This is a genomic window from Candidatus Poribacteria bacterium (genome assembly GCA_028820845.1).
Taxonomy (GTDB): Bacteria; Poribacteria; WGA-4E; order WGA-4E; family WGA-3G; genus WGA-3G.
On the sequence record JAPPII010000115.1, the window covers coordinates 24,872 to 48,401 of the forward strand.

At 48.6% G+C, this 23,530-nt stretch carries 15 protein-coding genes; 8 read left to right on the forward strand and 7 right to left on the reverse strand.

Annotated features, from left to right (window positions below):
- The first annotated feature begins 147 nt into the window (after nucleotides 1-147).
- Entirely contained in the window at nucleotides 148-1,575 is a 1,428-nt protein-coding gene (locus tag OXN25_21710; protein MDE0427480.1) for an aldehyde dehydrogenase, read from the forward strand.
- Nucleotides 1,576-1,652: 77 nt separating this feature from the next.
- On the forward strand, nucleotides 1,653-3,659 hold the full coding sequence (gene ligA, locus OXN25_21715; protein MDE0427481.1) for an NAD-dependent DNA ligase LigA: 2,007 nt from the start codon (nucleotides 1,653-1,655) through the stop codon (nucleotides 3,657-3,659).
- Nucleotides 3,660-3,681: 22 nt separating this feature from the next.
- Here ligA and OXN25_21720 read toward each other — a convergent pair whose 3' ends face one another.
- Nucleotides 3,682-4,359 (reverse strand): endonuclease III domain-containing protein, encoded by a 678-nt coding sequence (locus tag OXN25_21720; protein MDE0427482.1) that lies wholly within the window; start codon nucleotides 4,357-4,359, stop codon nucleotides 3,682-3,684.
- Nucleotides 4,360-4,396: 37 nt separating this feature from the next.
- On the opposite strand from OXN25_21720, the gene OXN25_21725 reads away from it, so the two are divergent.
- The 4 genes from OXN25_21725 (at nucleotide 4,397) to OXN25_21740 (ending at nucleotide 11,492) form a co-directional block, all read left to right on the forward strand.
- Nucleotides 4,397-5,275, forward strand: a complete 879-nt coding sequence (locus tag OXN25_21725; GenBank protein ID MDE0427483.1) for a sugar phosphate isomerase/epimerase — start codon at nucleotides 4,397-4,399, stop codon at nucleotides 5,273-5,275.
- Between the two features lie 291 nt (nucleotides 5,276-5,566).
- Entirely contained in the window at nucleotides 5,567-6,646 is a 1,080-nt protein-coding gene (locus OXN25_21730) for a DUF1611 domain-containing protein (GenBank protein ID MDE0427484.1), read from the forward strand.
- A gap of 19 nt (nucleotides 6,647-6,665) precedes the next feature.
- Nucleotides 6,666-7,466: a phytanoyl-CoA dioxygenase family protein gene (locus tag OXN25_21735; GenBank protein ID MDE0427485.1), complete on the forward strand. Its 801-nt coding sequence runs from the start codon at nucleotides 6,666-6,668 to the stop codon at nucleotides 7,464-7,466.
- A 909-nt stretch (nucleotides 7,467-8,375) separates the two neighbouring features.
- Entirely contained in the window at nucleotides 8,376-11,492 is a 3,117-nt protein-coding gene (locus tag OXN25_21740; protein MDE0427486.1) for a UvrD-helicase domain-containing protein, read from the forward strand.
- Between the two features lie 35 nt (nucleotides 11,493-11,527).
- Here OXN25_21740 and OXN25_21745 read toward each other — a convergent pair whose 3' ends face one another.
- The 6 genes from OXN25_21745 to OXN25_21770 all read right to left on the reverse strand — a co-directional run bounded on the left by OXN25_21745 (nucleotide 11,528) and on the right by OXN25_21770 (nucleotide 21,675).
- Nucleotides 11,528-12,235 (reverse strand): Uma2 family endonuclease, encoded by a 708-nt coding sequence (locus OXN25_21745; protein ID MDE0427487.1) that lies wholly within the window; start codon nucleotides 12,233-12,235, stop codon nucleotides 11,528-11,530.
- A gap of 62 nt (nucleotides 12,236-12,297) precedes the next feature.
- Nucleotides 12,298-16,404, reverse strand: coding sequence for a cohesin domain-containing protein (locus OXN25_21750; GenBank protein ID MDE0427488.1), 4,107 nt, complete (start codon nucleotides 16,402-16,404; stop codon nucleotides 12,298-12,300).
- Between the two features lie 149 nt (nucleotides 16,405-16,553).
- The gene (locus OXN25_21755) at nucleotides 16,554-16,754 is read right to left on the reverse strand and encodes a hypothetical protein (protein ID MDE0427489.1); all 201 of its coding nucleotides are present in this window, start codon (nucleotides 16,752-16,754) and stop codon (nucleotides 16,554-16,556) included.
- Nucleotides 16,755-16,781: 27 nt separating this feature from the next.
- Complete coding sequence (locus OXN25_21760; protein MDE0427490.1) at nucleotides 16,782-16,973, reverse strand: hypothetical protein; 192 nt, start codon at nucleotides 16,971-16,973, stop codon at nucleotides 16,782-16,784.
- Nucleotides 16,966-17,466, reverse strand: coding sequence for a type II toxin-antitoxin system VapC family toxin (locus OXN25_21765; protein ID MDE0427491.1), 501 nt, complete (start codon nucleotides 17,464-17,466; stop codon nucleotides 16,966-16,968). Before OXN25_21765 ends, OXN25_21760 begins: the two co-directional genes overlap by 8 nt.
- Before the next feature lie 78 nt (nucleotides 17,467-17,544).
- Entirely contained in the window at nucleotides 17,545-21,675 is a 4,131-nt protein-coding gene (locus OXN25_21770) for a cohesin domain-containing protein (GenBank protein ID MDE0427492.1), read from the reverse strand.
- 185 nt (nucleotides 21,676-21,860) lie between these two features.
- Between OXN25_21770 and OXN25_21775 the strand changes: the two genes are divergently transcribed.
- Nucleotides 21,861-22,352 carry a DCL family protein gene (locus tag OXN25_21775; protein MDE0427493.1) on the forward strand — a complete coding sequence of 164 codons (492 nt, stop codon included), beginning with the start codon at nucleotides 21,861-21,863 and terminating at the stop codon, nucleotides 22,350-22,352.
- A gap of 36 nt (nucleotides 22,353-22,388) precedes the next feature.
- Nucleotides 22,389-23,357, forward strand: coding sequence for an amidohydrolase family protein (locus OXN25_21780; protein ID MDE0427494.1), 969 nt, complete (start codon nucleotides 22,389-22,391; stop codon nucleotides 23,355-23,357).
- Nucleotides 23,358-23,530: the final 173 nt, after the last annotated feature.

Consider the following 23,530-nt stretch of genomic DNA (forward strand, 5'->3'; position numbering starts at 1 on the left):
AGGTTTTGTAGGGCGGGGGATGACTTTCGCGCCTCAGCCCTACGCCACTTCGCCAGAGAAAAGTTATAACTCTCACAGGTTCAGTAACGCCAATTGGACGTGTATCCGTGTAAGCGTGCTGCCCGTGATGAGGTCCTGGAGGGCTGAATGGCACAAATTGACGAAAAACAGATTGAAGAAATTGTTTCTCAAGTCTTGAGAACTTTGCAACAGGATAGACCGGTAACAGCACAACCGTCAGTATCCGCGGCGGCGAGTTCTTCGCGCGCCGGTGTTTTTGGCACAACCGCAGAAGCCATCGCTGCAGCGAAAACGGCACAAGCAGCCTTCGTTAAACTTGGGTTCGCCAAAAGACGTGAAATTATTGACGCGATTAAAGCAGTTTCACTCGCTAACGCCAAACGTCTCGCGGATCTCGCAGTCCAAGACACTAACATGGGCAACGCCGCACACAAGGTAATGAAAAATGAGGGTGCTGTAACACTTTCACCGGGTGTAGAAGATCTACTGTCGGAGTCAATCTCAGGTGATGCCGGGACGCTTCTCATTGAGTATGTCCCTTTCGGTGTTATCAACTCGATTACGCCGACGACCAATCCGACATCAACAGTGATTAACCACGCGATCATAATGCTGTCTGCTGGAAACGCCGTTGTTTTCAGTCCGCATCCGAACGCCCGCGATTGTACCGAAGAGACGATGCACGTTATTAACGAGGCGATTGTAAAAGCAGGTGCGCCAGCAAACCTACTCACCTCCGTTGCGAACGCCAGTTTGCGGACCGCAAAAGAGATTATGGAGCATCCCGATATCGCCATGGTCGTTGCAACTGGTGGTGCCTCTGTTGTCAGAGCAGCGTTATCAAGTGGGAAAAAAACCATCGCTGCGGGTCCCGGCAACCCACCAGCGATTATTGACGAAACCGCCGAAATCCAAGAAGCAGCGAAACACATTATTGCAGGCACGAGTTTCGATAATAACCTGCTCTGCATCGGCGAAAAAGCACTTTTCGTTATTGATTCCGTCGCGAATGAAACGATTCAAGAACTCACGCGAAATGGTGGACATCTACTCAACGCAAGCCAACTTGCGGCATTAGAAGCAGTTGTTACGGAAAAAGAAGAATCCAACAAAGAATATATCGGCAAAGATGCGACGACTATTTTAAACGCCGCTGGGGTTACTGCCCCGGCAGGGACAGTTGCTATCGTTGTAGAGGTCCCAGCAGACCACGGCTTTGTCATCAACGAATACCTGATGCCGATTCTCCCGGTTGTTCGGTGCCGAGATTTCGATGAGGCATTGGCAGGCGCAGTCAGAGCAGAAGGCGGACGCGGGCATACAGCCGTGCTACACACGAACAATACCAAACGCATTACGCAATTCACGAAAGCGATGGATTGCTCTGTTACGGTTATCAATGCTCCCTCTTACGCATCTTGTGGACTTGAAGGCGAAGGATTTTTAGCGATGACGATCGCAGGCCCCACAGGCGAAGGGTTCACCCGTCCGCGCACCTTTACTCGCCAGAGAAGGTTAACACTTGCAAACAATTTATCAGCACATACGTTGTGACGCAGATAAACAGACTTGCGGTAGGTCGTACCGTTGAATCTTTTAGGACAGCCACGCCTACAACGGAACCCAGTGTTATGCAAACAGAGATTGAGAAACTCAGGGCGTTAATACGCTATCATGAGCATAAATACTATATCGAAAACCAGCCGGAAATCTCTGATGCGGATTTCGACGTGCTTATGAAGGAACTTAAGGCACTCGAAGCGTCGGATCCAACACCTATCCCACCGGATTCACCGACGCAACGGGTCGGTGGCGGTGCGGAATTAGGCACGCGATTAGAGCATCGTAACCCGATGTTGAGCCTGAATAACAGTTACAACGAGAACGAGTTACGGGAATTCGCGGGACGCGTGCAGCGGTTGCTAGAAGACGCCCCCGTCGAATATGTCACGGAACTGAAAATCGATGGATTGGGGGTTTCGTTAACTTACGAAAACGGGGTTCTTACGCAGGGTCTCACGCGCGGTGATGGTGAATACGGCGAAGATGTAACCGACAATTTGCGAACGATCCGCTCTATTCCCTTGCGGCTTGCTGAACCGGCAGCAGCAGTTCCGCCTGTGTTAGAGGTGCGTGGCGAGGTATTCTTGCCGAAGCATCGCCTCGGTGAAATTAATGTGCAGCGCGAAGCGGCAGGCGAAACGCCTTTTGCGAACCCTCGGAACGCCGCTGCCGGTTCACTCAGACTGTTAGATGCTTCTATTACCGCCTCCCGTCCATTAGATATTTTCATATACACGCTCAATTACGCCGAAGGCTTTGAATTTGCAACGCATACGGAATCGTTAGAAAGTATGCGGCGTTGGGGTCTGAAATGCAATCCAGATACTGCCTGCCACAAATCAATTGAAGACGTGGAGACTTGCTATCAGCAGTGGGTCGAAAAACGACACGAGCTTCCATACGAGGTTGATGGCATCGTCGTCAAAGTCAACCGCTTCTCTCAACAACAGACCCTTGGCACCACTTCCAAATATCCGCGCTGGGCAATCGCCTACAAGTTCAACGCCCAGCAAGCCATTACAACCATTGAAAAAATCGAAGTGCAGGTAGGACGCACTGGCACCCTGACACCCGTCGCGATCCTGAAGCCTGTGTCGCTTGCGGGGGCAACAATTACAAACGCCACCCTCCACAACGAGCAAGAAATTCAGACGAAAGACATTCGCATTGGCGATAAGATTGTCCTTGCGCGCGCCGGAGATGTCATCCCTAAAATTGTTGAGGTTCTAACGGCAGACAGAACTGGAGATCCAGACCTTTTTGGATTCCCAGATCATTGCCCAGCATGCGGCGCACCCGTCCAACGCACAGAAAAAGAAGTCGCAGTTCGGTGTGTGAATGTAGGGTGTGTGGCACAATTGAAACGTCGTATTGCACATTACGCTTCGCGCAACGCCCTCCAGATTGAGGGTCTCGGCCCCGCTACAATTACCCAATTGGTCGATAATGAATTAGTCCGTGATGTTGCGGATCTTTATACGTTAGAAGTAAAGCCATTAAGCAAATTGGAGCGGATGGGAGTGCTATCTGCTCGTAACCTCGTCCACCAAATTGAACAGAGCAAGATGGCATCGGCAGAAAAATTGCTCTTTGGACTCGGTATTTTCCATGTCGGTGAAACCGTCGCTGAACTGCTGATCGAAAACTTCTCATCTTTAGACACCCTTAGTCAGGCAACGCCAGAAGACATTGAATCCGTGAAGGGTATCGGTCCGCAGATAGCGGAAAGCGTATCCACCTTCTTTTCACAGAACCAAGCACTGCTTGAAAAACTACGACAGGCAGGCTTACACTGCTTTACAGCAGCGGCAGCTTTTACTCAGACGCAGGCAAGTGAGCCTATAGATAGTTTTTTCGATGGAAAAACGTTCGTTGTCACGGGAAGTCTGGACGGTATGACCCGTTCGGAAGCGTCTCATGCAATTAAAAGCCGGGGTGGAAGGGTGACATCAAGCGTAACAAGCAAAACGGATTACTTGATCGCAGGCGAAGGCACCGGAAGCAAATATACAAAAGCGGAAGAATTGGGGATCCCAATTCTAACAGAAACGGACTTTTTCGAGAAACTTCAGTAGCACGTAGATTCGCAGCCACCTCTCACTCAGAAGATTTATAGTAAGCACAAGATGTCCGCAAACGACACTCTTGGCAGTTCGGTGTTTTCTTATGACACACCCTCGCACCGTGTCCAACGATTAAGGCGTGATATTCGTTGAAGAGATCGACATCATGAGGGAGATTGTCCATAAACAAGGCACGGAGTTTGTCATAATCGTATCTCCCTTCAACCCACCCCAATCGCGAGAAAAGTCTATAGGTATACGAATCAACGACAAAACTCGGTTTCCCTGCAGCGTAGAGGATAATGGTATCTGCTGTTTCGGGACCGACACCGTAGATAGTGAGCAGTTCTTCACGTAATTCGGGGACATCTTGTGTGAACATCACCTGCATAGGACGTTTCTTAATGTACTCTACAAACGCACGCACCTTCTGCGCCTTCATACGGAAATAACGTGAGGGTCGAAGGAGACGCTCTAACGTCGCTTGGCTAACAGAATCTATCTCTTCGGGTGTAAAAGCACCCGCGGACCTGAGATTGTCCAATGCTATTTCGACATTACGCCACGATGTTGCTTGCGTTAAGATCGCCCCGAGTGCTACTTCAAAAGGTGTATCGGCGGGCCACCACTTACGGTGTCCGTGTTGGGCAAGCAGTTGATTATAGAGTGAATACAGTTTTTCAGTCTGATTCTCTTCGCACAGAATTTGCATGCGTAGGGTGTCCTCGGTGTTCTAAAAAGGGAAGATTATGGATTTAAGTTTCAGTACGAGCGTTGGTAACGGCGCGTGGAGCCTTGCCGAATGCGCAGCGTGGGCAAAAGCCAACGGGTTCGACGCAATCCGTCCCAACGCTACAGGCGTTTTTGAACCCAACGTCATTATACAATCCGACACAGAAGCAGTCAAGGAAATTCTCAGTGCGAACGACATCTATCTCGCAGCCTTAACATCGCATTGTAACCTACTCGACGATGATACAGAAACACGAGAGAACGCACGCGCGGCACTCATGCAAGCCGTTGAAGCGACACATATCCTCGGTGCCCCTGTGTTGGTGACGTATGCGGGTAGTCCGGTCAGCTGGCATTTTTATGGGCAGTTCTCTTCAGAACCGGGAAACCCTGGGGATAGGTCGGTTGAACTCGTCGGACGGTTCAAGGAGATGTGGACCCCTGTTGTCCGCTTCGCCGAAGAGAAAGGTGTCCAGATTGCCTTAGACTGTGCCGTTCGGATGGGCAATATCGCTTGTAATCCTGAAATGTGGGAACGGATTCTCGACGCAATCCCATCGGATTCCTTAGGGTTATCCTGTGACCCGTCGCATTGGCTGTGGATGGGGATTTTACCGGCTGAGGACGCTATCCGTATGTTCAACGGCAAATGGTATTATGCCGACGTGAAAGATTGCGAAATCAGTCCACAAATGAAGTTTCGGCAAGGCATCATTGGGAACTGGTGGTGGCAATACCGTGTGCCCGGACGTGGACAACTGAACTGGGGTACGATTACTGGTGCCTTGCAGGAATCGGGTTACGACTATGTGCTTTGCGTTGAAAACGAGGACCGCGGTGCCCCTGGATTAGATGGTTTCGCGCTTGGTGGTCGGTATCTCCGGCAATTTCTTTAGTTATTGGCTGTCGGCTTTCAGCGGTCAGTAGTCAGCAATCAGTATGCGTCTGTCCTATACGCAGGGCTGTTTAGTTTTCCAGTAATTTGCCTCTGGAAGCCCGAACTTGTTCGGGAAAAGTGCGCTATCCCGAATAAATTCGGGCATCCGGAAACGGGAAGGCTTCACATAGGCAAACTTAACTCTTAAAACTAAACGACTCTGGATCTATCTTTCAATCCCTTGCAATTGGTTACAATTTATGCTAACCTATCGGTATATCCTCAATCTGCACGAAACGACGGATAAAAAATGGTAAAGCAATTACAACCAAAATCACACAAAATAGCGATTCTTGCCGAAGGTTCATTCGGTATCCTCGAATCGAAAACTGCCACAGTTCTCGTGCGTTACCTCCCTGACAATGTAGTTGCAGTTATTGATAGCGATAACGCCGGACGAGATACCAGCGAAGTGATTGAGATTGGTGAAGGCATCCCAATTGTCAGCAATCTCGCTGAGGCGATGCGGTTTAATCCGACGATGCTCGCTATCGGTATTGCGCCGCCGGGTGGGGAGTTACCACATGCGTGGCGGGCGATCCTTCACGAAGCGATCCAAAATCGTCTACACATCATGAGCGGCTTGCACCAATTTCTGAGTGAAGATACGGATCTGTCCGAACTGGCAGACGCACACAATGTTGTCCTCTGGGATGCCCGGAAACCGCCTGCTCACCTACCCGTTGCGACGTGCAAAGCCGCTGATGTCGATGCGACTGTCGTCCTAACTGTAGGTTCAGATTGCCGAGTCGGTAAAATGCTATCGGGTATAGAGGTTACAAACGCCATACAGGCGCGTGGCGTGAACGCAGAATTCTGTCCAACAGGGCAAAATGGAATTATGGTATGGGGTTGGGGTATTGCGATCGATGCTGTTGTCTCTGATTTCACTGCGGGTGCGGCGGAGGAGATTGTGCTTGAAGGTGCGAAAAATCACGAACTGCTTATCGTTGAAGGGCAAGGTTCGCTGGTCCATCCCGGATACTCTGGTGTGACGTTAAGCCTACTCCACGGGAGTCTGCCGGATGCGATGATCTTCTGTCATCAACCTTCGCGGGACACGGTCGCTCGGTATACAGTGCCGTTGCCGTCATTGCCTGAGATGATAGCCCAATACGAAGCGATGGCTGCGCCGATAAAGCCTGCCAAAGTGATTGGGTTGGCGTTGAACTGTTTTGACTTATCTGAGTCAGAAGCACAAGCGGCTATCCGTGCAACAGAAGCAGAGACAGGCTTACCTGCAACGGATGTTGTACGGTTTGGTGCAGATAAACTGGTTGATGCGGTGCAGAAGACACACGCAAAAATCGTGGGGAAACCAAAGCCGTAGTACTGAAGGAGATAAACAGATGACCGATGAAGAAAAATTTCGATTCGACTTAACCGGATTCCTTGTCCGTCCCGCAATCCTTGAACGCGATGAAGTGGACGCAATCGTTGAACAGATTGACCGGATACATCACAACCCAGAATCGCTTCCACCGGAACATCGCGCCGTGCCGGGTGGTCCCGCGAGTGTCCTCATCGATCATCCGAAAGTTCTCGATGTTTTACACGAAATCATCGGGCCCGATGTCCGAATGGAAAATACCTTCTCTGTCTGGCGTGAAAAAGGACAGGAACACGGCGGACTCCACGGTGGTGGACCGCAACAAGGTGATCCAATCTTCGGATACCGTGTCCATAACGGACGGATCCATGCGGGAATGGTGCGCGTCGTCTTTGAACTCACGGATATTTCCAAAAAGGACGGGGCAACACACTTCATAGCGGGCAGCCACAAATCCAACTTCCCGATGCATCCCGACCACATGTCGTTAGAAGAAGGGAAACGGAGTCCGTTTCTAATGACTTATGAATGTCCGGCGGGTAGTGCAATCTTCTTCACGGAAAATCTGTGTCATGCCGGTCCTGTATGGCAACGTGAGACACCGCGTGTGGCAGTGCTAAACGCTTATGCGCATCTCGCAACGCATTGGCACCGACTGCGGATTCCACCTGAAGTGCTTTTAGGTTTGCCGCGTGAAAAACAGGTATACTTCCGAGAACCGTGGGTCGCTGACTTTCGCACGAGTCCGGCAACTATTAACACCATCGATCGGTTCCTCAACAACGACGAGCCACCTGTTAATACGGACACTAAGCCGTGATAGCAAAATTTATTGGTGCGTTTTCTTAAGGCTGAATAGCAAGATGACGAAATCCTGGAACCTTCTTCAACGAGGTGTCTCGGTGAGGTTGGGAAATCCTGTTAATGATGCAATAAATGGATGGGAACTGGAAAAGCAAGGATATAAAACGAAAACGGTGCGGTTACAAACCGCACCTACCTATTTTAAAGGAACTTCAGGATACGACTGGCAAGGTTAGGAAACCTCGCCAGCGGTGCGTGAGTTTTCGCTTATAGTGTAAACTTATTTTTCATATCTACTATAAAATGGGTTGTATTTCCGTCAACGGTACCCACACGCTAAAGCGTGGGGAAACCTGTGCTTCCTCGCAGTCTGCGGTTTCCTCTAAGAGTCCACCGTCTTACGTCTGCTCCACTTAGGGCAGCCGAGCCTGCCCGTTTAGAATAGAATTGGGGGAACACACGCAGTTGGCTGGAATTCTACTCCTCTTGCTACGTCGGTGTGTTCCGATATACTTTTTAGGTGATATGGACACCAAACACTTTTGACTACTTTCCACGGTAGTGGACACCACCTCTACAGAGAGTAGAGGGTGGAAACGGTGTCCAAGTGTCTGGTAATATTATACTACATTTTTAGGTGAATGTCAAATCTTTTTTTCACACAACCATAGGCGGTGTCTACATCCCCGACCTAAAGGACGGGGGTTTGACACCGAAGATTATGCTAAATAGCGTATATCAAATTACTGATAATTCACAGAAAAATTGTATTGATTTTTCGCATCAAATATGGTATAATAACGCAGGTTCAATCATAATGGCGAACCTTCACATCAGTGTTGTAACCTTGAGATAAGCACTATATTTCACGAAATACCGAAAGTGATGCGAACCTTTTCCGATAGAAGGCACCGGAGGAAATCCGATGAACATCCTCAATGAATTAAACGAAAAACAGAGAGAAGCAGTAACACATAAAAATGGTCCACTGCTCGTCATCGCGGGTCCCGGCACGGGAAAAACAAAAGTCATTACACACCGTATTGCCTACTTGATTCGTGAACACAATATTAAACCTGAAAACATCCTCGCAATTACCTTTACAAACAAAGCCGCGGAGGAGATGCAGGAACGCATCAATAGTGAAATCGGTGAACCACACGGATCCAGCGTTAAGGCTTGCACCTTCCATGCATTTTGCGTCAAAGTGCTCCGAAAACATGCAACACAAATCGGACTGAGCGAAAACTTCACTATCTTTGATCAAGAGTTCCAAGACGAGATTCTAACGGAAAGCGTCCGCGAGTTAAGCCTTAACCCTGACGACTATCCACCATGGCTGCTGCGCAACGTCATCAGTGATGCCAAATGTAAATTACAGAATCCTGTCGATGCAGCGGATACATTGGATATTTACGAGTCCGGAACCATTGAAAACATCCGAAGTGTCCTGCAAAGCTATCAGGATAAACTCGACGAATACGATGCGCTTGATTTCGACGATCTCCTTGTGAAAACCGTCGAACTGCTTGAACGGGTAGCAGAGGTCCGAGAAGCCTATCGTCGGGAGATCTCATACATCCTTGTTGATGAATACCACGATGTGAACAACGTACAATATCGTTTACTCCAACTGCTCTGTCCACCACCGGAGGGGAACCTGATGGTCGTCGCTGACGAAGATCAGGCGATCTATAGTTGGCGTGGGTCGAATCCACAGTATATTGAGGATTTCAAAATCGACTTCAACCCAGAGACCCTCACACTGGACGATCACTACCGATGCAGTGAGAAGATTTTGCGCGCCGCAGAGGAAGTCATTTCTAAAAACATAGAACGACAAAAACAGCATACCCTCAGAACCCACAAAGATGTCGGACGCGACATTTTCCACTATACCTTCGATACTCCTGTAGCAGAAGCACTCGGTGTCATTGATGTTATCAGGAAATTAGTAGAACAACGCAACTACTCTTATCGCGATATAGCGATCTTTTACCGAACACATAGACTCGCAGACGTGTTGGCTGAGCAGCTCCTACGTGCCAACATCCAATTTCAACGCGTTCAACCGATGAATTCCTTTGGAGAGGGAAATAGTAAGAGCATTCTCGCCTATCTCCGTTTTATCCAGTGGCAACTTCCACAAGATTTGGAACGCGCCATCAATTTTCCTGAGACTTGCATTGACGATCTGACATGGGTGCGCCTTAAGTGGCTCGCACAACGCGAACATATTGCGTTCATCGAACTGCTGAAAAATATCGAGGCATATCCACAGGATGTCGGTCCCTTGACCCGCCGAAATGTGCGTCAGTTCTGGACGCAACTTGAGGATTTATCAACTGAAATCGAAGGAGAGGCGGTTGATAAGATAATTCTCAAACTCTTTGACGCGTTGGAACAGTCTCGTTCTGCCTACCGCGCTGAAGAGTTGGAAGTCATCGAAAGGCAACCTGAACTGTCGAATCTCACAACGGCGCAAGATGTTCTCTATAGTGCCATCGACCTCGATGAACCGATTCAGATTACTGCCAGTCATGGGATTGACGAATACTGCGCGGCACACATTATCCACCAGACACTTGAAACCTATCTGGATCACACAGCGCAACTTCAATTCCTACCTCCTGATGAAAACGATGTGACACAGATGGCAAATGGAGTCCACATACTCATCGGCGATTTTTCGGAAATTGGTGAAAGTGGGAGAGACGCGCGGACAATCCTGATTGGAACAGCGGATGTAATAGATACAGATGCGATTCATCTTGGAACTGAAGGGGTTCGGAGTCTCGCAGCCCTCAAACTTTGCCAACGGCTTATCAACCGTTTTGAAAGTCCGAACATGGCGGATATGGTTGTCTACGATTTGGAAACAACTGGCATCAATCCAAAAACGGCAGAGATTGTTGAAATCGCTGCACAACGACTCAGCGCAATAGGCAGCGAAGTCGAACGGTTTCATAGTTTGGTAAAACCGCCGGGTGGTCACATTCCACGTGCCGCCACGCGCATTCACAGAATTGACGCAGAAACAGTCAAAGATTCCCCAGGAATTGAAATCGTTTTGCCGGAACTCATGGGGTTCCTCCAAGATCGGATCTTGATTGGGCACAACGTAGCGGAATACGATAATCCCATCCTCGCGCGGGACCTCAGACGATATTTGAGTCGGGATTTGTCCGCTCCCCATTACGATACACTCGCCACAGCGCGTCGGCTTTTCCCGCGACAACGGTGTAGCATGGGAGCACTCGCCGAAAAATTTGGAATCGAACACGGTCGCCTACACGGTGCTTTGGAGGACGTTGAGGTCAATCGAGAAATCTTTAAAGAACTCATCAAAATTGATGCTTACAAACGCGAGGTAAAATCTCTGACTGAACTCCTACCTCTCGTGGGTATCGGTATCCTCGCCAAAACTGGCGCATCACCTACTAAGGAAACCTTAACTGAAACGGATGCGTTTCTCAATGCTGCGAAACGTGTCGTACAGATGCACGACCCTAAATTGCCAGATCGCTTCCCGCTTGAAGCAGCGGAGGCGGAACAGGCAACAGCCTATATGGAAGAATTACAGGATGTCCCGCCTCCTGAGTTTCCGGAAGACCTTGCGTGGCGACAACGGCGTATTCAGTTTATGAACGCTGTGCTTCATTTTGAATCCATGAGTGATACGAATAGACTCACCGATTTCTTAGATTATCAAAAGTTGCTCACGAATGTCGATGAACTTGACGACACGACCGAACAACTGACGTTAATGACGTTGCACGCAGCGAAGGGAACAGAATTTCCGATCGTTATCATTATTGGTATGGAGGAGGGGAGTTTTCCGATGTGGCGGCAGGATATTACAGAAGCGGAACTTGAGGAGGAGCGTCGTCTTTTCTATGTCGGTATGACCCGGGCGCAAGCGCAGCTTTATCTGAGTTCTGTCACCTATCGTTTTGGGGACAGGGATCGCGCGTCGTCAATGTTTGTCAGGGAGATACCATCTAATTATGTGATTAGATGGAGTCCACAGCGCAGGAGATAGAACGCTGTTAACAGTGATTTGAATGATAGTAGACACTACTCAGAAGCTTGTAGCCGTTCAAGGACTGCCCGAAGCTCAGCAAGTTCGGTTTCTGCTGCTGCTGCGCGAGCCTCCGCGACTTGCCGAGCGCGTGCCTCACCTTCAGCGCGAGCCTCTGCTGCGTCCGCTCGCTCATCAGAGGTAGGCAACCACGTACCATTCATTGGGTCATACAGGCGCAGCGTGTCTTCATGCTCACCAAGTTCCAAGCCTAACTGCTCAGACACAAGTCGATCGTTCACAAACTCTATCTCCTCGTACATACCCCCGACAAGACGGAACCCTATGAACGAAGGTTCTACCTCATGATAGGGGTCGTAAATATAATACTCTCTGACTTTCAGGACATTCGCGTAAAGCTCCTTTTTCTCACCTAAATCTTTTCTGACTGTGCTTGGACTCGCGACCTCCAATACGAAATCAAGCGTCGGATGCTGTTCCCACGTCTTATACACCCGAAGTTCTTTCTTGGAGACCCCCCGAACCATAAATACATCCGGAGAGACAGACTTCCGAGGGTTGCCTTCTTCGTAATACAGCAGCATGTTCCCTCCAATATACACTTCGGGAATCTTATAGAAATGTCTTCTCAGAACATTCACGAAATCTATCATGACTTGTTGATGTCTCGGAGTTTCTGCCATCGGTTGACCGTCGGATTCGGGATAGACGACTGTGGGGGCAGAACGTAGTCTTTGGTGCATCGTGCTATTTCCTTTAGTAGCGGTTCGTAGTTCGCGGTTCGCCATTTATTAATCACTATCTGCTATTTCCTGATCAGGAACTTCCGGGTTGCAGTGAAGTCGCCTGCGGTGAGCGTATAGAAATAAATTCCACTCGCCACAGACTCACCCACCTCGTTTTTTCCATCCCAATACGCCGCACGCGTCCGAGATTCATAGATACCCGCAGGTGTGTGTCCCAACGCCAATGTCCGGACTAACTCACCATTGACAGCATAGATACGCAACGTTACCTCCGCAGGTTCGGAGAGTTGATACGGTATCCACGTCTCTGGGTTGAACGGATTCGGATAGTTCGGGAGCAGTGCTGTCTCTTTCGGCAGCAGCGATGATAGGAGTTCCCGAAGTTTCGCTATCCCTTGTTGGAAGGCAATAGAGCCATCGTCTTCAAGTTCTGCGTGTGCGATCCATGCCCGGACTATCGCCGGATCTAATTCCCTCTCGTTTATACCAACAAGAGACGGCGCAGCTGTGTCGCTGGATTCACCCATGTGCTGAGAAACAAGAATCAGATCCAAGACGTTGATAACACCATCGCCATTGATGTCAACTGCAGAGTCCGAAGGAACAGTGTTCCCGAACTGACGTGCAACCAGTACCATATCCAGAATGCTGACCTGTCCATCTCGGTTGACGTCCCCAGTTGTGAGTTGACCTTCTACGGTAATAAGAATATCAGGTGCACCAACGGGAATAGACTCTCCTGTAATCGCGGCGAGTTGAAAGTTTTCGAGTTTGAGCTGCGTCTGTCCGGGTGTTTTCGCGGTGAACGTCACTGATAGGAGTGTTCCTGTGCCGGTAACCCCATCTTCGCTGAGGCGTGCCGAACTGAGTTTAGTAATCTTACCCGTTGTGTTATCAATAGTGCCCTTCTGAAAGAAGGTCGTGCCGTTGTCTATTTTCAGGAAATCGCCTTCATTTACCTCAATTGCTTCGAGTATAGTCGGATTAAAGGCAAGGTCTACTTGCCAACCTGCGAAATCAATAACGTTTTCCGCGGTGATGTTGAGGGTGAAGGTATCGCCTGCATGGATTTTAGGCGTAGAGAGTGTATATCCGACGTGCGGATTGTATACCTGATATTCGGTGCCAGGTTCCAGTCCGAAAAAGAGAGACCAAAGTTCATAATGTGCTCTGAACCCCTCAAGTCGGACCAACAGCACATTTTTCCCGTTTTGTAGCGTGATAGGAAAAAATGTTCGATAACCGGTATTGTGTGCTCCATGGGCATAGTTTGTGTAGTCTTCATGGACTAACTTGCCATTAAGGTAGACCTTTTGGTCGGCACTTGAACCTATAAATATTTGCGTTTGTTGTATTCTCGGAGAATACAACGCCAGAACCCCGTAAACAAAGAACTTCTGCCCGTAAACATTAGGTTCAATCGCACCATGGGAGTCTAACAACCGTCTAAGGTTCGTAATATTGCTTTTGTGGTTATTAGGGTCGTAAGGATCAAGCATCCCAGCCGACCATACACGGCTACCTATGTGTGTGCCTTCCGAGGTGCCACGAGTAGCGACTTGTTGTTCTGTAGACTTACCGTTGGATGCTTGTGCTAAAGGGTCATCGTCGCGTCCGTTTACTGGCAAGGTTAGCCATAGCCAAGGCCCTTCAATATTGGAACCGCCTTGCGGAAACCCCGGGTTGCCAAACCATGTGAAGACTTCTGCAGTCTGGCGGAGGCGATCCAAGGGTGAAAAATCAGATATGTTATTTTCGTGAAGTTGTAAAGTTTTTAAGTTGTGTAGAGATGCAAGAGGTGAGACATCTATAATCAAGTTTTCATTGAGTATCAACGTTTCCAAATTAATCAATCCTGCTAAGGCAGAAATATCCGAAATCTCAGTATCGGCGAGGTCCAGATGCTCCAAGTCTGTTAATCCCGATAAAGCGGAGAAATTCGAGATATTATTGGTATGCGTAAGACCAAACCATTTGAGTTTTGTTAAGCCTTTTAAGGGGGATAGGTCAGTCGCTTTGACATCATATAAGCGGAGCCTCGTTAGGTTTGTCAATCCTGCCAAGGGAGAGAGGTCGGTAATATCAGAATGGACAATATCTAACTTTTGCAGATTTTTGAGGCTTGCTAAGGGAGCGAGACTTGTTATGTGAGTCTCTGAGGCATTTACCACTTCAAGTGCATGCAATCCTGATAGGGGCGAAAGGTCCGCCACTTCAGTGTCTCGAAACTGTAGGTCACGCAATTTTGTCAACGATGCAAGCGGTGAGAGGTCTGATAATGGGTTATCCCTAATATGTAATTCTGTTAAGTTTTTTGCAGAGGCAAGACCCGTTAAATCGCTGATGTCCATGTTTGCCGCGTTCAGTTTTGTCAACGTTGCCATCTCTTCCGCGGTAATCGTGGCACCGGGGTGTTTACCTAATGCATCCGCAATCGCAGCACGCAGGTTCGGGTCAGGAATGTGTACAGACGCTCCAGGGATAATCTCTGTTTGTGGATCAACATTGATGCCTGCACTTCGCGATGGGAAATCCAATGCAAAAACGACTTCACTAAAGTTCTCTGTCCACGTATCCCGTTTTATCGTCCCATTTTCTAACACCAGCAACCCTAAACTCTGTAAACCTACATTCTCACGAATCTCCGCAAGAAATGTTTCTGTCTCTAAACCGACTGCTGCCGCAGCGTATGATGCATCAAGTGGCGACCGATACGCCTCATGAAACCGCTGCACGGGTTCAATGCCACCAAATATATCGCCTGCTGCCTCAAGTGCCTGACGATACCGTTGCGTATCCTCAGAAACGAGTGCGTCCATGATAACTTTTTCGGTATAGAGACGTAATGTTTGTGCTTTGTTAAACGCTGGATTCGTGTTTTGCTGGACGACCTCCCGCACCTGGTCCTCAAACGCTTTCATTCCTTCCGTATGACACCCAATACACGACAGACCGTTACGAACCGTCGGATCACTCGCCGCAGGATTCGAGACAATGCTTATCGGTGCCGCGTCCAAACGTCTACCCCCGGCATCTGTGAGATAATATGCCTGCAACCCGTTCGGCAAGTTGAAGATAATCTCGCCACCGTCGTGTGTAAAAGACAACGGATGCGTGAAGATGTTCTGTGAACCCACACTCCCCGCAAAATCGTAGCTCTTCCAATACGCACCATACCGAGAGATGTGGCGTTCTACAACGCGGTTGTGATTAGAAACACCCGAATTGTTGAAACCGGCGCGCCAGACGCGTCGCCCCGCTGCGTTGCGGATGTTCTCAACCACATTCACCTCAAGGCGTGTTTCCAGTTCCCCGACTGTCTCAGGCAGTCCGAGTATATCGTGATATAACGGTGGTAAGGATGCCGTGGCGAGGAACCAGTCCACATGCACGAACGGCACTTCGCAGTCCATTGCTCCGCGCAGGTGCGTCAGTTTTTCACGGAGATTCGTTTGGGTCGGGGCATCAAACTCAATATTATACGGATATTCCGCTTCAATGAGTGTCCAGCGATTCGTACCAATCTCCCATTCGTAGTCGCGGAGATCGATATAGAAGACCGTTTCTTCCGGGTTGATAGGCTGCGGTCGGATCACTTCACGTCCCCACGACAGGCTATTCACGAGTTTGGAAAGGGCGCGCTGATAGGCGTGAAGTGCTTCGGGGGTTTCACCGGCGTTATAGAGATGTGTGAGAGTAAAGTACCGTGCAAACGTCCGGTCAAAGGGTGGCAGTGCGTTGACGTGGTTTTCGATGTGTGTCAGCATCTCCGCAGGTGTGATGAAAGTGCCGGCGATCTCCGTTGTGTGTTCCCAACTCGGGGCACCAGCTTGAATCCAGTTTCGGATGGTGTGGATCGCCGCGGGTGGGAGTGGAGGTTGTCCGAGGGGCATGCGTCTGATAGGGTCTTTTTCGAGGAGCCGTGTATAGAGTGTAGAGTCAACCGGTTGTCCTGGAATGACAGCTCCAGTTTCGAGGAGTGCCGTGTGTTCAATGATGATTTCCTCAGTAAAAGCACCGTGTTCCCCGTGGCAGTTGAGGCAGTTTTGTTGAAAAATCGCATACGCTTGTTGTGCAAGATTTTCTTGGGCGTTAACGCTTTGATAGATACCAATACTGAACAACAATAAACAACTCACAATGATAAAATGTTTCCACACTTTCATACAGACTCCTATTTGAATAAGACAGTTGATTGGGAATCGGTTTGATACTCTAAATGATAATACCCCAAAACTTTGCCAACAAAAAAAAAGGACAAGACATAGGGACCTCGTCCAAGACATCTGATTTTTCAGTATATCAACGAGTGCTATTATTCTTTCCCCTTGGGATTTTCGGGTTTCTTTACGCGGACGATTGGTAAATCTATGTAATTTTTTTTGCCTTCCTTCATCTCCTTTTCTTGTTTTTTCGTCATAAATTCCATATAGGTTTCCAGGTCTCCGAACAGAGCCACAAGACGAGCCTTTGCATCAAGGCATTCTTTCAAAATTTCGTCATATTCGTCATACACGAGAGAGCACCTCTGGCAATTTGAACTTTAGACCTCAGATTTTTCCGGATTCTTTTTACGATAAGGTGAGAAATCTGCATATTTCACGCCCTGTTTTATCCGCTTCTCCTGTTTCTTCATCATGAATTCCATGTAGGTCTCTAAGTCTCCGAAAAGGTCGACGAGACGCGCTTTTGCATCAAGGCATTCTTTCAAAATTTCGTCATATTCGTCATACATGAGAGAGCCCCTCCAATATTACCTCTGGGGTGTCAATACGGGGTGGTGTATAACCCGCATTACGACATATCTGCTCAATCCTCGGTTTAGTGTGTGAGTTTGCGAGGTGTGCGAAGTTCCACGTTGCAAGAAAGTGAATATTATGTGTTGTAGCGACAGCTATGTGTACCGCATCAGTAAACGCATTGTGCGGAAGTGCCTTTTCAGCAACCAAAAGTCTCGCAAAATCAAGTTCCAGAGACGCAGCGACTACAATAGTGAGTCCTTCAACCGCGCGCTGTCTATTGGCTGCCTGTTCCCTATTTCCTACTGATATTTCGTCAACAACATAGTCAGACAAGATAAACTCAAAACGCGTATCCTCCCAAAACGCCTGTGTGATTCTTTGCCGCTCAGCAGTCTTAGGAACTTGACTCGGATTAGAAACCAGATAACTCGGAATCGTTGCATCAATGTAAACACGATGCTTATCTTCTTGAGAATGCGTTGCCATATTTTATTATAATAACACGAACTGTTCCGAAAAGCAAAAGTTTTCAAGGGACGTGCTATACATTTGGTTAATTTCGTCCTACTTCCGTATCAGCATTTTCCGCGTAGCCGTAAAGTTGCCTGCGGTAACGGAGTCGCGTGTGGACTCCGTGGACAATGTATAGAAATAGACACCGCTCGCGACAGACTCACCTACCTCATTTTTTCCATCCCAATACGCCGCACGGCTTCGACTCTGATAGATACCTGCAGGGATATGTCCCAATGCCAACGTCCGAACCAATTCACCATTCACAGCATAGATACGCAACGTTACCTCCGCAGGTTCGGAGAGTTGATACGGTATCCACGTCTCTGGGTTGAACGGATTCGGATAGTTCGGGAGCAGTGCTGTCTCTTTCGGCAGCAGCGATGATAGGAGTTCCCGAAGTTTCGCTATCCCTTGTTGGAAGGCAATAGAGCCATCGTCTTCAAGTTCTGCGTGTGCGATCCATGCCCTGACTGTCGCCGGATCCAATTCACTCTCGTTTATTCCAACAAGAGACGGGGCAGCTGCGTCGCTGGATTCACCCATGTGCTGAGAGACAAGAATCAGATCTAAAACGTTGATAACGCCATCGCCGTTTATGTCAACTGCCGAGTCCGAAGGAACAGTGTTCCCAAACTGACGTGCCACCAGCACCATGTCCAGAATGCTGACCTGTCCATCTCGGTTGACATCTCCAGTCGTGAGTTGTACTTCTATCGTGATAAGTATCTCCGGCAGACCTACGGGAATAGGTTCTCCCGTAATCGCAGCGAGTTGGAAGTTTTCGAGTGTGAGCTGCGTCTGTCCGGGTGTTTTCGCGGTGAAGGTTACTGACAGGAGTGTTCCTGTGCCGGTGACCCCGTCTTCGCTGAGTCGTGCCGAGCTGAGTTTTGTAATCTTGCCTGTCGCGTTATCAATTGTTTCTTTTTGGAAGAAGGTCGTTCCGCCGCCTTCCTTGAGAAAATCGCCTTCATTCACTTCAACGGCTTCAAGGATTGTTGGATCAAATGCAATATCAAATTGCCAGCCTGCTAAATCGTAGACATCCTCTGTGCTGAGATCGAGGGTGAAGGTATCACCCACATGGACTTTAGGCTCAGAGAAAGTATATCCAACACGCGGATTGTATACCTCATATTCCGTGCCAGGTTCAAATCCGAACAAGAAAGAATATAGATGAGTCTCCCACTTAGCACCAAGTTTTATCAAAAACACATTTTTCCCGGGTTGTAGTGTGATTGGAAAAAATGTTTTGTAATCATGATCCCCGAGACCGAAGGCTTGATCATGAACTAACTTGCCATTAAGATAGACTTTCCGAGGATGACTGGTACCTATGAATATTTTCGTCTGCTGTGTTCTCGGAGAGAACACAGGGATAGAACCATAGACGACAACATGATCCGCGCCGTCACCAACTTCAATAGCACCTTGAGCGTCGAATAGTCTTGTAAGGTTCGTCGCATTCTTATATTTGCGATCCGCGTTATAAGGCTCAAGTGTTCCAACCGACCACACACTTTCTCCTATAGAAGCTCCCTCCGAGACCCCGTGGGTAGCGATCTGTTCTTCTGTAACTTTATTGTTGGATACTTTTGCGAAGTAATCCGTCAGAAGGAAATCCTCACCCCAGTTTGCTGGCAAGGTTAGCCATAGCCAAGGCCCCGCAATTTTTGGACCACCTTGTGGAAACCCAGGGTTGCTGTCCCAAATGAAGACTTCTATCGTCTCGCGTATGGGATCCAAGGGTGAGAAGTCAGATATGTTATTCTCGTGAAGTTCTAACCTTTTTAAGTTACGCAGAGATGTAAGTGGTGAGACATCTACAATGTTGTTGCTGTTTAGTATCAACGTTTCCAAATTAACCAAGCCTGATAGCGGGGAAAGATCCGAAATACCAGTATCGAATAGGTCAAGATGTCTCAACTCTGTTAATCCTGACAAGGGTGAGAAGTCCTGGACATTATCGTTCTGCGGCAAACCGAACCATCTCAGTTTTGTTAAGCCTTTCAAGGGGGACAGGTCGGTTGCTTTGCAGTCATATAAGCGGAGCCTTGTTAGGTTTGTCAATCCTGCCAAAGGTGACAGGTCAGTAATATCAGTGTGTGCGGTGTCTAACTTTTTCAGGTTTTTGAGCCCTGCCAAGGGAGCGAGACTTGATATACGAAGTGATGTGGCGTCTATGACTTCAAGTTCATACAATCTCGATAGCGGCGAAAGGTCGAAGACTTCAGTGTCTCGAATGCTTAGGTGACGTAATTTTGTCAGCGAAGCAAGCGGCGAAATGTCTGATAAAGGATTGTCCTGGAGAGTTAAATCTATTAAATTCTTTGCGAATTCAAGTCCTGTTAAATCGCTAATGTTATAGTAACCAGTGTACAGTTTCTGCAAAGTAGCCATTTCTTCTGTGGTAATCGGGTCTCCCGGTGCTTTGTCGAGGGTGTCTGCTATTGCGGCACGGAGGTTCGGGTCAGGAATGTGTACAGACGCTCCAGGGATAATCTCTGTTTGTGGATCAACATTGATGCCTGCACTTCGCGATGGGAAATCCAATGCAAAAACGACTTCACTAAAGTTCTCTGTCCACGTATCCCGTTTTATCGTCCCATTTTCTAACACCAGCAACCCTAAACTCTGTAAACCTACATTCTCACGAATCTCCGCAAGAAATGTTTCTGTCTCTAAACCGACTGCTGCCGCAGCGTATGATGCATCAAGTGGCGACCGATACGCCTCATGAAACCGTTGAACCGGTTCAATACCCCCAAATATATCGCCTGCTGCCTCAAGTGCTTGACGATACCGCTGCGTATCCTCAGATACGAGTGGGTCCATGACGACTTTTTCAGTATACAACCGCAACGCTTGTGCTTTGTTATAGGGTGGGTTGGGGTTCTGCTGAACAACAACACGCACCTGATCTTCAAAGGCTTTCATTCCCTCCGTATGACACCCGATACACGACAGACCGTTCCGAACCGTCGGATCACTCGCCGCAGGATTCGAGACAATGCTTATCGGTGCCGCGTCCAAACGTCTACCCCCGGCATCTGTGAGATAATACGCCTGTAAACCGTTCGGCAAGTTGAAGATAATCTCGCCACCATCGTGTGTAAAAGACAACGGATGCGTGAAGATGTTCTGTGAACCCACACTTCCCGCAAAGTCGTAACTCTTCCAATACGCACCATACCGAGAGATGTGGCGTTCCACAACGCGGTTGTGGTTCGATACACCCGAATTATTGAAACCCGCACGCCAGACGCGCCTTCCCGCAGCGTTACGGATATTCTCAACCACATTCACATCCAGGTCTGCTTCCAGTTCCCCGACTGTCTCAGGTAGTCCAAGAATATCGTGATACAACGGCGGTAGGGAAGCCGTTGCGAGAAACCAGTCCACATGCACGAACGGCACTTCGCAGTTCATTTCTTGACGGAGCGTCGTTAACTTTTCACGCAGTGTTGTCTCTGTGGGTGCGTCGAACGCAATGCTATACGGATATTCCACTTCAATCAGCGTCCAGCGGTTGGGGCCAATCTCCCATTCGTAGTCGCGGAGATCGATATAGAAGATCGTTTCTTCTCCGTCAATGGGTTGCGGTCGGATCACTTCACGTCCCCACGATAGGCTATTCACGAGTTTGGAAAGGGCGCGTTGATAGGCGTGAAGGGATTCAGCACTCTCATCGGCGTTATACAGATGTGTGAAGGTAAAATAGCGTGCAAAGGTGCGATCAAACGGTGCCAGTGTGTTGACGTGGTTTTCGATGTGTGTCAGCATCTCCGCAGGTGTGATGAAAGTGCCGGCGATCTCCGTTGTGTGTTCCCAACTCGGGGCACCAGCTTGAATCCAGTTTCGGATGGTGTGGATCGCCGCGGGTGGGAGTGGAGGTTGTCCGAGGGGCATGCGTCTGATAGGGTCTTTTTCGAGGAGCCGTGTATAGAGTGTAGAGTCAATCGGTTGCCCTGGAATGACAGCTCCAGTTTCGAGGAGCACCGTGTGCTCAATGATGATTTCCTCAGTAAATGCGCCGTGTTCCCCGTGGCAGTTCAGGCAGTTTTGTTCAAAAATCGCATACGCCTCTTGGGCGAGATTTTCTTGGGCGTTAACGTTTTGATAAATACTTACGCTGAATATCAGCAGATAACCGATGAGAATAAAATGTTTCCGGTCTTTCATAAACGCTCCTGTTAAGTGAGAGGATCAATTAGCGGTTGGTTTTTTATGTATTAGATGATAGCATAAGATGGAGTGAAGCGCAACAATCTTTGGCTAAAAAGATTCCTTGAAAAAAACGGTTAGACGTGGCATACTAAAAGGCACAAAATCTATCGAAATTTCTTTCGTTAAAGGAGAATGAAACAGTGATTGAATTCGTAGGAGAAACTTTTGAGAGCGTTGAAGACATTCAAAAACGCTTCGAGTTGATTCGGGATACCGCGCCCCTGAAAGAACCCCTACAGGGCACAGAGCATAAGATGGTCATGAAACTGCTTCAGATGCACCCGCGCTACAAAGAGAAGATCGGACCCGGCATCAGTGTCCTGATGGTTGACTATCATCCTGACTTCAAGACAACGCGCGTCTTCACTATCGTCCGCATCGATAAACTCACAGAGGATTTCAGTTTTCAGAAGCCGTGGCGGAAACTACAAGCAGCGTTAGCAATGCTCGGAACTAACCAGCAACCCGACGACACCAAAAAGTCCCCCGTGAACGCCCCTGCGCCAGAACAGCAACAGAACACACTCTCTGCTGAAAAAGCAGCGTGGATTGCAAAGCTTGAATCTCGGGTAACTGCTGCAGAAAATGCATTGTCAGGTATACGCAAAGTCATCGCAGAATTCAAAGAGTAAGCACCCGCGCCTTAAACGATATTGATGACCGAAAAAATGCGAATTGACTGTCAGAGCCACATATTTCCAAACGCCTATATCGAAATCCTGGGGCAGAACCCGCACCCTCCGCAAGTCATCCGCCGCGGCAGTGAGGCTGTTGTTACGTACGGCGATGTCCAGACCTTTCGCTTACAAGACGAAGCCTACGATCCGAAACGTAAACTCAAGGATATGGACGCAGCAGAAGTCGATATGGCACTCCTCAGCACCAATATCCCCCCACCGTGCATGCTCGCGCCTGAATTAGGAAGCAAAGGCGCGCAAGCAATTAACAATGCCATCGTCGAACTCGTGGAGGCATATCCACAGCGGTTCGTAGGATTGGCATGCCTTCCGTGGCAAAATCCAGATGAAGCCATAACAGAAATGGATCGCGTCAAACAACTCGGATTCCGCGGGATAATGCTCTATTCCCATATCGGTGGGAAACCGGTTGACGCACCAGAATTTGAACCCGTCTATGCACACGCTGAAACACTACGGATGCCGATTGTGATGCATCCGACCGTTCCGACGTGGGGTGAGGCGATCAAAGACCACTGGATGATTGGTATGATGGGGTTACAGGTGGATAACAGCTTTGCCCTGTTACGACTAATTCTGAGTGGGATTCTCGAACGTCACCCGGATTTGCAAATCGTGATGCCGCATGTTGGCGGTGTTCTACCCTATATGAGCGGCAGGATTGATCATCAGACAGAGGTACTCGGCAGAGCCAGAGAAAATATAACACAACCACCGAGTGCGTATCTGCGACGTATCTATTTGGATACCGTGTCGCCATCGGTAGAATCATTACAGTACGCTTATCAGTATTCGGGGGCAGAGCGGCTGCTATTTGGAACAGACCATCCGTGGGTAGATATGCCACGATTTGTCGGTTTGATTGAGGCGATGCCCATCCCTGAAGCAGATAAAGCACGAATTTTTAGTGAAAACGCCATAAAGTTGTTCGATTTATAGTCCAGGCACCCTTTGACACGACGGGCAATAATGCCCTTCGCATGAATCAACGGTATTCATGCCTTAATGGCATGAACCGGGGCGAGTACGCCGCAGAATTGCCCTACTACAAACGCGTCCCTTTTTAAGCCGTAGGTGTATACATAAATTGTGAGTTTTACGATAAAAAAAAG